The 12,419-nt window shown below is 63.1% G+C and carries 4 protein-coding genes (1 of these 4 running past the window's edge); 1 reads left to right on the forward strand and 3 read right to left on the reverse strand.

Going from position 1 to position 12,419, the window contains the following annotated elements:
* Together AC1RL4_RS07295 and AC1RL4_RS07300 are read right to left on the reverse strand one after the other, a co-directional pair.
* Positions 1–8,828, reverse strand: the 5' portion of a protein-coding gene (locus AC1RL4_RS07295) for a non-ribosomal peptide synthetase (protein WP_230174115.1). 3,541 nt of this gene lie to the left of the window's left edge; 8,828 of the gene's 12,369 nt are visible here — the first part of the coding sequence; it begins with the start codon at positions 8,826–8,828; its stop codon lies off the left edge, out of view.
* 319 nt (positions 8,829–9,147) lie between these two features.
* Positions 9,148–9,885 carry a thioesterase II family protein gene (locus AC1RL4_RS07300; protein WP_230174117.1) on the reverse strand — a complete coding sequence of 246 codons (738 nt, stop codon included), beginning with the start codon at positions 9,883–9,885 and terminating at the stop codon, positions 9,148–9,150.
* Between the two features lie 158 nt (positions 9,886–10,043).
* Here AC1RL4_RS07300 and AC1RL4_RS07305 point away from each other — a divergent pair, with 158 nt between their 5' ends.
* A complete protein-coding gene (locus AC1RL4_RS07305) occupies positions 10,044–11,177 on the forward strand; it encodes a cupin-like domain-containing protein (protein WP_230174119.1) in 1,134 nt (377 codons plus the stop codon).
* 21 nt (positions 11,178–11,198) lie between these two features.
* On the opposite strand, the gene AC1RL4_RS07310 is transcribed toward AC1RL4_RS07305, so the two are convergent.
* Positions 11,199–12,371, reverse strand: coding sequence for an MFS transporter (locus tag AC1RL4_RS07310; RefSeq protein WP_230174121.1), 1,173 nt, complete (start codon positions 12,369–12,371; stop codon positions 11,199–11,201).
* Positions 12,372–12,419: the final 48 nt, after the last annotated feature.

The raw sequence follows: 12,419 nt of genomic DNA on the forward strand, positions 1-12,419 counted from the left end.
TGACGTGCAGCGTCGTCACCCAGATGGGCCAGCGCGCCAAAACCGAGACCCTTGTTCGGGATCGTGCGCAGCTGTTCCTTGATCTGTTTCAGCGAGCCACCGAGGTCAGCGACCGGCGTCAGTTTCGCCGGGTACAGGCTGGTGAACCAGCCGACGGTGCGGGTCAGGTCAACGCCGTCGAACAGCTCTTCACGGCCATGGCCTTCGAGCTGGATCAACGCGCTGTCGGTCCCGGTCCAGCGCACCATCACGCGGGCCAGAGCGGTCAGCAGCAGGTCATTGACCTGCGTGCGATACGCCGCCGGGGCGTCTTGCAGCAGTTGCCGGGTCATTTCCTTGTTCAGTTGCGTGCGCACCGTCAGTGCATGCTTGTTCTGCTGCCCGCCCTCGGGATTATCCGCCGGCAACGCCACGTCGGCGCCGTGCAACTGCTGTTGCCACCAGACCAGTTCGCTGCGCAGTTCAGCACTGCGGGCGTAGGTTTGCAGGTGCTCGGCCCAGACCTTGGCCGCACTGGTTTTGGCCGGCAATTGCAGGGGCTCGCAGCTCAGCAGCTGACGGTAAGCGGTTTGCAGATCGTCAAACAGAATCCGCCACGACACGCCGTCCACCACCAGATGGTGGATCGCCAGCAACAGCCGCTGAGTGCCGTCATCGAAGTTCGCCAGCACCGCGCGCAGCAGCGGCCCGTGTTGCAGGTCCAGGCTGCGTTGCGCTTCGTTGGCCACCGCTTCCAGTGCCGTGGCGTCGGCGACGTCGACCGCCCATACCAGCGCCTCAGTCTGGCTGCCCAGCGCACGGTACTGTGCCTGCCAGCCGTCCGCCTGTTCGACGAAGCTCAAGCGCAAGCCATCGTGGTGAGTAACCAGTGCGCCCAACGCCTGCTCAAGTAGCGCAGCGTCGAGGGTTTGCGTCGGCTTGAGCATCACCGCCTGATTCCAGTGCTGACGCTCGGGGATGGCCTGTTCGAAAAACACCTGCTGCACCGGCAACAGCGGCAATTCGCCCGTTACCGGCCCTTGATCGATGACCTGAGCCTGCTCACCCAACCGCGCCACCGTGGCCAGTGCCTGGATGGTCTGGTGCTGGAACAGGTCTTTTGGCGTGAAGCGGATGCCGGCCTGACGGGCGCGGCTGACCACTTGAATCGAGATGATCGAATCGCCACCCAGTTCGAAAAAGTTGTCGCTCAAACCGACCTGATCGAGTTTCAGCACGTCCTGCCAGATCGTCGCCAGTTGCTGCTCCAGTACGCTTTGCGGCGCCACATAGGCTTGCTGCAATTGGCTGACATCCGGCTTGGGCAGGTTCTTGCGGTCGAGTTTGCCGTTCGGGGTCAGCGGCAGATGCTCAAGCAGCAGCAAATACGCCGGGACCATGTGCGCCGGCAGCGCGACTTTGAGTTGCTCGCGCAGGCTGTCGGCGAAATCAGCCCGTTCGGCATTAAGCGCATCGGCGACCACATAAGCCACCAGGCGCTTGCCGCTGCCGGCAGTGCCTTCCTGGGCAACCACCACGGCTTCGCGTACCCCATCGAGGGCTTGCAGGCGCGCTTCGATTTCCCCCAGTTCAATGCGGAAACCGCGAATCTTCACCTGATTGTCGATGCGATCCAGGTAATCGAACGTGCCATCGGCACGCTGCCGCACCAGGTCGCCGGTGCGGTACAGCAAGCCAGCGACCGCGCTGAACGGATCGGCAACAAACCGCTCAGCCGTCAGGCCCGGACGGTTCAGATAACCCCGGGCCAGGCCGGTGCCGCCCAGGTACAACTCACCGGCCATGCCTTGGGGCAGCAGGTTCAGGTCGGCGTCCAGCACGTAAGCGCTGCGGTCACCGATGCGACTGCCGATCGGCGCGTAGGCCGCGCCGCACTGCACGTCGCGCCCGGCCTTCCAGATCAACGGCGTGACCACGGTTTCGGTCGGGCCATAGCCGTTGATGATGTAGTCCGGATCGAGCGCACGCTTGACCCGTTCGAAACTGGCGTTGGGCACGGCATCGCCGCCGAAACAGTAGATCCGCACCTTCGGCGGGTGGCCTTCACGTTCGGCGTGTTCGGCCAGTTGTTGCAGGTAGACCGGCGGGAACGCCACCACCGTCACGCCGTGCTCGCGCATGGCGTTGTAGGTCTGTTCCGGCGTCCACAGGCTGTCGTCGCGAATCAGCAGCGAGGCGCCGTGGGTCAGGCTGGTCAGCCAACGCTCATGGGCGCCGTCGAAGGCGAAGGACATGAAGTGGAATTCGCAGTCGCTGTCACGCATTTCATAGCGTTCGCCGATGGCCTGGCAATGCATCGCCAGCGGGCCATGGGCGACGCTCACGCCTTTGGGGTTACCGGTGGAGCCGGAGGTGTAAATGACGTAAGCGAGGTTCTGCGGATCGAGCGGCACCTTGGGTGCGGTAAGGGATTGGCTGTGCAGATCGAGACGGTCGAGCTCCAGCACCGGGACCGCATCATCCACCGGCAATTGCGCAGAAACCGACGAATCGGTGAGCAACAACGCCAGCCCCGAATCCTCGATCAGATAAGCCAGACGCTCGCGCGGGTAGCTGGTGTCCAGCGGCACGTAGGCACCGCCGGCCTTGAGCACCGCCAGCAGCGCGACGATCACCCCTTCGCTGCGCGGCAAGGCCACGCCGACCCGGCTTTCCGGACCGACACCCCGCGCGATCAGGGCGTGGGCCAACTGATTAGCGCGTTGGTCGATGTCGCCATAGCTGAACCGCTGGCCGGCGAAAATCACCGCCGTGCGCTCCGGGCGCTGGGCGGCGAGTTCGGCGATGCGCTGGTGCACGGCGACATTCACCGGGTACGGCTGCGACTGGTTATCGGCCTGTTGCTGCGCCCGTTCGGCGGCGCTGGCCAGGGCAATTTCACCAAGATTGCGTTCGGCCGACTCGGCGAACTGCTCCAGCAGTTGCAGCAGGTGCGCACTGATGCGTTCGATCGCCGGCGTTGCGAAATGCGCCCGGTCGAAGCTGTAATGCAGCGCAAGGGTCTGGCCCAATGTCACGGCGACGCTCAACGGATAATGGGTTTGCTCAAGGTTGGCGACATCACCAAACACCACGCCTTGCTCCGCGCCCTGTTGCAGCGCTTGGGCAATCGGGTAGTTCTCGAACACCAGAATGTTGTCGAACAGCGCTTCGCCGCCCTGCCCAGCCCAGCGTTGAATGTCCGCCAACGGCGTGTGCTCGAACTCGCGCAGGCTGAGGTTTTGCGCCTGTACCGCTTGCAACCAGTGGCCGACACTTTGGTCCGGACGCGGCGCGCCGATCACCGGCAAGGTATTGATGAACAAGCCGACCGCTTGCTCGATGCCGGACAAGTCTGCCGGTCGCCCGGCCACCGTGGCGCCGAACGCCACGGTTGGGTGACCGGTGTAGCGTTGCAACAACAGCAGCCACGCGGCTTGCACCAGGGTGTTGAGGGTGACTTTCTGTTGCCGGGCAAAAGTTTCAAGGTGTTGGGTGCGACTGACGTCCAGGGTCTGGAAGTGGTCGCCATGCCCGCTCTGGGTTTCGTTGCCGGACGCCACCCGCGCCAGTCGGGTCGGCTCTTGCAAGGAGGCCAATGGCTCGCGCCAGAAGTCCTGGCTCAGTTGCCCATCCTGACGCTGCAACCAAGCGATGTAATCGCGATAGCGCCCACCGGAGGACGCCGGCGGGCGACCGCTGTAACGCTGCAAGACTTCGCCGAGCAGCTGCGAGTTGCTCCAGCCGTCCATCAGGATGTGGTGATGGGTGTAAATCAGCTGCCAGCGATCGGCTGCGGTGTGCACCAGCACCAGTCGCAGCAACGGCGCCTGGCTCAGGTCGAATCCTTGTTGGCGCTCGGCATTGGCCAGTTCATTCAGGGCCTGAAGCTGATCGTCACGCTCACGCCAGTCGAGCACTGTGAACGGCAACTGCACCTGCTTGTGGACGATCTGCACCGGTTGTTCCAGTTCGCCTTGCCAGACAAAACCTGTGCGCAAGATGTCCTGTGCATCGACCGTGGCCTGCCAAGCGGCGCGGAAACGCTCCGGCTCGAGGCCTTGCACATCCACCCGCAGCTGATTGATGTATTCACCCGCCGCCTGCTCGTACAGGGTATGGAACAACAGCCCCTGCTGCATCGGCGACAGCGGATAGAGGTCGTCGAGTTGGCCGACGGCCACCGGCAGTGCATCGAGTTGCGCCTGGGTGATGCGCGCCAGCGGGAAGTCCGACGGCGTGGCCTGTGGCGCATCAAGGATGCAGCAATGCTCTATCAACCGGTTGAGTTCGACAGCGTATTGATCAACCAGCTGCTGGATGGTCGCGGTATCGAACATCTCGCGGCTGAAGCCCCAGCTCATCGACAGCTCGCCGCCGTACACCTGGCCTTCGACCGTCAGCCAGTTGGCCAACGGTGCCGACGGATCCTGCGCGGCGACGCTGCCTTCGCTGGACGGCACAAACAACGCCGCTTCGTCGAACTGACGGTCGAACTGCCCCAGGTAGTTGAAGGTGATGCGCGGTTGCGGCAAGGCCGCCAGTGCGGCGCCAATCTGCGGATCGGCCAGGTAGCGCAGCACGCCGTAGCCCAGACCTTTGTCTGGCACCGCGCGCAGTTGCTCCTTGACCATTTTGATCGACGCGCCGAGGTCGCCGACCGGGCTCAGGTTGACCGGGAACAGACTGGTGAACCAGCCGACAGTGCGGGTCAAATCGATGTCGTCGAACAGATCCTCGCGGCCATGCCCTTCGAGCTGGATCAACGTGCTGCCCTGCCCCGTCCAGCGGCACACGGCCCGCGCCAGCGCGGTCAGCAGCAAATCATTGACCTGAGTGCGATAAGCCGCCGGCGCCTGTTGCAGCAGTTTGCGGGTTTGTTCGGCATCGAAGGTCAGTTCGACTTTCTGCTCGAAACGGTTTTGCAGTGCGCCGTCAGGGCGGTCGCACGGCAAGTCGTTTTGCGCATCGCACAATTGCGCCTGCCAATAATCGACACTGTGCTGGAACGTTGGCAGGTGGCTTTGCAGACGCGCCACCCAGCGCTGGTACGAACTGGTTTTCGCCGCCGTTGTCAGCGTCGAGCCGTCGCGTGCCTGACGATAGAACTGTTGCAGATCCTCCAGCAACACCCGCCACGACACACCGTCCACCACCAAGTGGTGAATCACCAGCAGCAGCCGCTGAGTGCCATCGGCCATCTGCACCGACAACGCTCGCAGCAACGGGCCGCTGCTCAGATCAAGACTGCGCTGAGCTTCGTCGCACAACGCATTCAGCTCTTCGAGCGATTGCGCCGAGCGTTGCCACAGCACCGACTCAACAGTCGCTGCGTCATAAGCCTGCAGCCAACCGGCATCGGTCTGTTGATAACGCAGACGCAACCCATCGTGATGCTGGAGCAACTGCGCCAACGCTTGATCCAGCGCCCCGGCATCCAGCGCTTCGCGCGGCACCAGCAGCAGCGACTGGTTCCAGTGATGACGCTCAGGGATGGCTTGCTCGAAGAACCAGTGCTGCACCGGCGTCAGGGCCACCGCGCCAACAGCCGGACCTTGATCGATCAGCTTCTGTTCGCCGCTGCGGGCCACTTGCGCCAAGCTGCGGATAGTCTGGTGCTGGAACAAGTCTTTGGGGCTCAGCACGATACCCGCCTGACGCGCACGGCTGACCACTTGCATCGACACAATGGAGTCGCCGCCCAGCTCGAAGAAGTTGTCTTCCAGGCCGACGTTGTCGATGGCCAGAATGTCTTGCCAGATCGTTGCCAGCGACTTTTCCAGCGCCGTGCGTGGCGCCACGTGTTCACGTTGTTGCTGGGAGCCGTCGACCGCAGGCAAGGCCTTGCGGTCGAGCTTGCCGTTGGGGGTCAACGGCAATTGCTCGAGGAACAGCAGATGCGCCGGGACCATGTAGTCCGGCAAGTGTTGGCGCAGCGCGGCTTTCAGGGTTTCGCGCAGGTTCGCTTGAGCATCGGCATTGTCCGCCAACACCACGGCATCGGTCGGCACGATGTAGGCGACCAGTTGCTGACCACTGGCGCCGTCCTGGGCCAGCACCGCCAGTTCGCGTACCGCGTCCTGCTGCAACAGCCGCGCTTCGATTTCACCCAGTTCGATCCGGAAGCCACGAACCTTGACCTGATGGTCGATGCGACCGACGTATTGCAGCGCGCCGTCGACCTGATAGCGGGTCAAATCACCGGTGCGATACAGACGCTCGCCGTTGCTGGCAAACGGGTTCGGCACGTACTTCTCGGCAGTCATGCCCGGTCGCGCCAAGTAACCCCGGGTGATGCCCGCGCCGGCCAGGTACAACTCGGCCGATACGCCCTGTGGCACCGGTTGCAGATCGGCATCGAGCAAATAGCTGGCGGTGTGTTTGAGCGGTCGGCCGATGTTGGCGCTGCCGCCGGACTGGCGACGGGTCCAGGTGGAATAGGTGGTGTCTTCCGACGGGCCGTAGAGGTCGTAGACATGCTCAACGGTCGGCTGCCTATAAAGCGCGTCGACCAGCGACTGCTTCAGCAGCTCACCGGCCAGATTGATGATGCGCACGCTCGGCGGGATCTGCCCGTCGCGCTGCAACGCATTGATCGCCGAAGGCACGGTGTTGATCAGACGCACTTGATCGCGGGCCGGCAGTTGCGGCAGCTCCAGGGCGTTGCGGGCGATGATCACCGAACCGCCGTTGGCCAGGGTGACAAACAGCTCCCATACCGACAGGTCGAAACACACCGAGGTCGAGGCCAGCACACCTTGAATGTCGTCGCGGCTGTACACCGATTGCGACCAGTCGATCAGCGCCAGCACGTTGCGATGGGCGATGGCCACGCCTTTGGGCTTGCCGGTGGAGCCGGAGGTGTAGATCACATAAGCGAGGTTATCCGGCGTGACGCGAGTGACCGGAGCGCTGCTTGGGTAAGTGGCCAGCCACGACTCGGCGTTGTCCATCAACAGCACTTGGGTGCCCGCCGTGACGCTCAATGTTGCCGCAACAGCCTGCTCGGTCAGCAGCACCAGCGCACGGCTGTCTTCGAGCATGTAGGCCACGCGGTCGGCCGGGTAATCCGGGTCCAGCGGCACATAGGCGCCGCCGGCCTTGAGTACCGCGAGCAGCGCTACCAACAGGCTGTCGGAACGCTGCATCGCCACGCCGACCCACACTTCCGGACCCACACCCAACTCGATCAGCTTGTGGGCCAGACGGTTGGCCTGGGCGTCGAGCTCGGCGTAAGTCAGTTGTTTGGCCGCGAAGGTCGCCGCCAGCGCATCCGGTTGGGCGGCGACCTGGCGGTCGATCAATTGATGGACGCACAGATCATCGGCGAAACCTTCGTCAGCGCGGTTCCAGTCATGGACGATGCGCTGGTATTCCTCGGCTTCAAGCAACGGCAAATCGCTGATGCGCTGCTGGCTGTCGTTGACCATACCGTGCAGCAAATGGGTCCAGTGCCGCGCCATGCGCTCGATGGTCGGCGCATCGAACAGGTCATTGGCATAGGTCAGCGCGGCGTGCAGTGTGCCGGCCTTTTCATAGGTGTCCAGGGTCAGGTCGAATTGGGTGGTGCGCCCTTCCCATTCGATCACGCCCAGCTCCAGGCCCGAGGCGGTGGTCACCGTGGAAATGTCCGCCACCTGCGGTTGATGGTTGTACATCACCTGGAACAACGGCGTGTGGCTGAGGCTGCGCTCCAGCTTTAGCGCTTCCACCAGCCGCTCGAATGGCAAGTCCTGATGGGCCTGGGCGCCGAGGGCGATTTCCTTGATGTCACTGAGCAAATCCGCCACGCGGGTCTGGCCATCGAGCCGGGTGCGCAGCACTTGGGGGTTGACGAAGAAACCGATCAGGCCTTCGATTTCACCGCGATTGCGGTTGGCGATCGGCACGCCGACGCGAATGTCGGTCTGCCCGGTGTAACGGTGCAGCAACGCGTTGAATGCGCCGAGCAACAGCATGAACAAGGTGATGTTGTGCTTCTGCGCGGTGGCTCGCAGTTGCTCGGCCAGTGGGCCGTCGACGCCGAACTCATAACGCGTGCCGCGATAGCTGGGCATCGCCGGGCGCGGGTGATCGGTAGGCAGCTCCAGCACCGGATGCTCGAAGCCCAATTGGGCTTGCCAGTATTCCAGCTGCCGCGCCTGCTCCCCGGCTTCCAGCCAGCGGCGTTGCCACAAGGCATAGTCGCTGTATTGAATCGGCAACGGCGCGAGCTGGGGTTGCACGCCGGCATCATGGGCGTCGTAGCAGCGGATGAACTCGTCGATCAACACGTTCATCGACCAGCCATCAGAAACGATGTGGTGCAGGGTCAGCAGCAGCACGTGCTCCTGCTCGGCAAGCTTGAGCAGCTTGACCCGCAGCAGCGGCCCGACGGCCAAATCGAACGGCAGCAACGATTGCTGCTGGGCGGCCTCGGCCACGGCCTGCTCGCGCTCAAGGGCCGGCAACACGCTGAAATCGACCTGCTCGATCACCAGCGGCGCACTGGCAGGTGCTTGTTGCAGGGACTCGTCGGCCTGACGCTGGAACACCGTGCGCAGGGTTTCATGACGCGCCACCAGGCTGGCGAACGCTTGCTCCAGGGCCGGCAGGTTCAGTTGCCCAGTCAGGCGCACTGCGCCCGGCAAGTTGTAGGCGCCGCTGTGCGGGTCCAGTTGCCAGAGGAACCACATGCGCTGCTGGGCATAGGACAGCGCTTGCCGGTCCTCGGCCTCGACCCCTTGCGGAATCGGAAAACGGGCGAAGTCCACGCCCTCCTTGTGCAAGGCCGCAAGGAACATCTGGCGCTTTTCCAGGGGCAACCCGATAAACCGGCGAGCAAGTTTCAAGGAGTCTTCAGCATTCATTTCTTAGCATCCGGATCAGTAGGCAGGAAGCACAAAGGCACGTCGTCCCTATGAAACGAATGCAGACCGGAAAAATTAGCGTTTGAGAACAAGTATCAGGAAGGGAGGTCGAAGCGACTGGAATCGGCGGGGCGGCGAAGAAATGAGGGCCGAACACAGACCTGTGGCGAGGGAGCTTGCTCCCGTTGGGTTGCGAAGCGACCCTAAAACCTGCGACGTCGCTGTGTCAGAAATACCGCATTCGCTGTTTTACGACTGCTGCGCAGCCGAGCGGGAGCAAGCTCCCTCGCCACAGAGATCACCAAACTGAAGCATCGTGTTAACCGACAGCCGCCAAGGCATGCCGCCGATGATGAACCTCCAGCTGATCCTTGATCACCCGCAGCACCTTGGCTTCGTGCTCATGAATGAAGAAGTGCCCACCGGCCAGCATGTCCACCGAAAAGCTGCCGAGGGTTTCCCTGCTCCAGCCGATCAACTGCTCAGTGGTGGCCTTGTCGGCCTTGCCACCCAGCACATGCACCGGGCACTTGAGCAATGGCCGCCGCACCGGCTGAAAACGCCCGCACAATAGAAAATCCGCACGCAGAATCGGCAGCGTCAGGCTCATCAGCTCTTCATTGGCCAGCACCTCTTCGCTGGTGCCATTGAGCGTGCGTAGCTGCTCGATCAACTGCGCATCGGTTTTGGGCTCGGCAAAGCCCCGATCGTAGTCGGCGCGCATCGTTGGCGCCGCCGTTCCCGAGGCAAACAGCGCCACCGGCTCCGGGCAACCCAACGCACGAAAGGCGTGGGCCAGCTCACACGCGAGCAAGGCGCCCAGGCTATGGCCAAACAGGGCGTAAGGCGCCTTGAGCGTCGAACGCAACTCCCTGGCCAATTGCATCGCCAGCGCGCGCATGTCGGTGTGCAGCGGTTCGCCGAACCGTGCGCCCCGCCCCGGCAGCTCCACCGGTTGCAACAGCAGCCACTGCGGCAACTTGCGCCGCCAGCGGCTGTAGACCATGGCACTGGCGCCAGAATACGGCAGGCACAGCAGGGTCAGCTTGGTCACCACGTTTACCTCAAAAAATCGTCTGTATGGGAAGACGACCCGCCAGCAGCGCAAATTAGTCAGCGTCGGTTAAATCTCCGCTGCAGGTGCTCGTTTCTCTTCAAACCAGAATCAGTTCAAACCAAAACCAGCTCAGACCAAAACCAACAAGAGGCGTCGCCGTGGACCTGCAGACCATCCTGGGTAAACTGTTCGCCAATGCCGGTGCCGTCGGCATCGAAGGGGTTTTTCAATTCGTGTTCGGCCCGCATCAGGCGTACTGGTCCGAGGTCAAGGCCAGCAGCCGCACCGAAGCCGGCCGTCATGCCAGCCCCGACGTGACCATCGAAGTCGCGGAACAGGACTTTCTCGGAATCATGGGCGGCATGGCCAACGTCGAGGAGCTGTTCGCCAGCGGCCGCTTGAAAATCGGCGGCAACATGGGCCTGGCGACGATGCTGCCGCAGATCATCGATCACGCCCGCCATGGTGGCGGCGTGGTGGAAAAGGTCGACATGAACAAGCGCTACCCGACCCCGCCGCGTTTCAGCGAAAAGGTCTCCGTCAGCCTGCCGACCCAACGCTCGGTGGAGCGCCGGCCACGCAGCGAGCTGTCGGTGCTGGAGTTCGAGACTCGCTACCTGCCCCACGGCATTCCGCTGGTGATCAGCGATGCCCTGCAAGACTGGCCCCTGTTCAAGCTCAGCCGCGAAGAATCACTGGTGCATTTCGCCGAACTGCAAGGCATTACCCGTCACGGCGATTACGTGAAGAAAACCTTCTCCACGGAACGGGATTTCCGCTCCACCTCCATGGCCGAGTTCATCGCATCGCTGGATACCCCGGCAGTGAAAAGCGCCGATGGCGAACCTCCGGCGTACATGGGCAATAACATCCTGCCTGCGCAGTTGATGGAGCAGATCAAATACCCGCCCTACTTCGATCAAGCGCTGTTCATCCCGCCCCGCATCTGGATCGGCCCCAAGGGCACGCTGACACCGCTGCATCGCGACGATACCGACAACCTGTTTGCTCAGGTCTGGGGCCAGAAAACCTTCACCCTCGCCGCCCCCCATCACCGCGAAGCCCTAGGCACCTGGTCGACAGCCCCACGGGGCGGGCTCGACGGTTGTGATTTCAACCCGGATGCGCCGGATTACCAGCGCTTCCCCGGCGCGCAAGACGTGACGTTTCTGCGAGTAACCCTGGAGGCCGGCGACCTGCTGTTTCTGCCCGAAGGCTGGTTCCATCAGGTGGAATCGGTCTCGACATCGTTGTCGGTGAATTTCTGGGTGAATTCGGGAAGAGGCTGGTAATCCCTTACTGGGAGCAGCGGGCTATTTCAAATGACGGAAACTCTGCACCGCCGATCCCAACACCACGGCGCCAGCGGCAATCGACACCCAGAACCCGCTGCGCGCCCCGAACGCATCCACCAGCCAGCCGGAACTGGCCGCGCCGAGGGCCACACCGATGCTCAAACCGGTGACCAGCCAGGTCAGGCCTTCAGTGAGCTTGGCCGGCGGCACGATGCGTTCCACCAGCGCCATCGCCACAATCAGGGTCGGCGCAAAGAACAGCCCGGCGACGAACACCGCCAGCGACAAGCCGACAATATTCGCCGCCAGCAGCAACGGCAACGTGGTCACCGCCGTCGCCACCCCGCCATGGAGAAACAGTAACGGCAGCGGCAGTTTTGAGCGCAGCGCACCGAACGCCAACCCGGCCAGGCATGAACCGATGGCATACACCGACAGCACAATGCTCGCGGCCGCCGGTTGCCCCTGCTGCGCGGCGAAGGCAACGCTGACCATATCCACCACACCGACAATGGTGCCCATGGCAACCATCAACAGCATCAACAACTGGATCTCGCTCGAGCGGATGATCGAACCCTGATGGTGTTCTTCATGGGGATGCACCGGCGGCTCGGTGCCGCGCTGCAACACAAGCGCCGTGACCCCGATCGCCAGCATCAGCAACGCCGCCAACGGCCCCGCCTCGGGGAACGCCACCACGCATAACCCCACCGACAGCGGCGGCCCGACGATAAAACACACCTCATCCAGCACCGACTCCAGCGCATAGGCGGTTTGCAACTCAGGGCGACCGCGATACAACTCGGTCCAGCGCGCCCGCACCATCGCCGACATGCTCGGCATGCAACCGGCCAGCGCGGCAAACGCAAACAACGTCCAGTGCGGCGCCTGCAAGCGGGTGCAGAGCAACAGCATCAACAGCGCCCCGCCGCCGACCAGCGCCGACACCGGCAAGATCCGGCCTTGCCCAAAACGGTCCACCAGCCGCGAAACCTGCGGCGCACAAAACGCCGTGGCCAGGGCAAAAGTCGCCGCGATGGAGCCCGCCAGGCCGTAACCACCCTGGAGCTGCGAGAGCATGGTGATCAGGCCGATGCCGGTCATGGAAATCGGCATTCGCGCGATCATCCCGGCCAGCACAAAGGCACGTGCGCCTGGGGCGTGGAACAGCTCGCGGTAGGGGTTTGCCATGGGATCGGGCCTCAACAAGGGCCTGCAACTTGCCACAGCGTTGGTCTG

The organism is Pseudomonas sp. GW822-FHT07A10 (genome assembly GCF_058798795.1).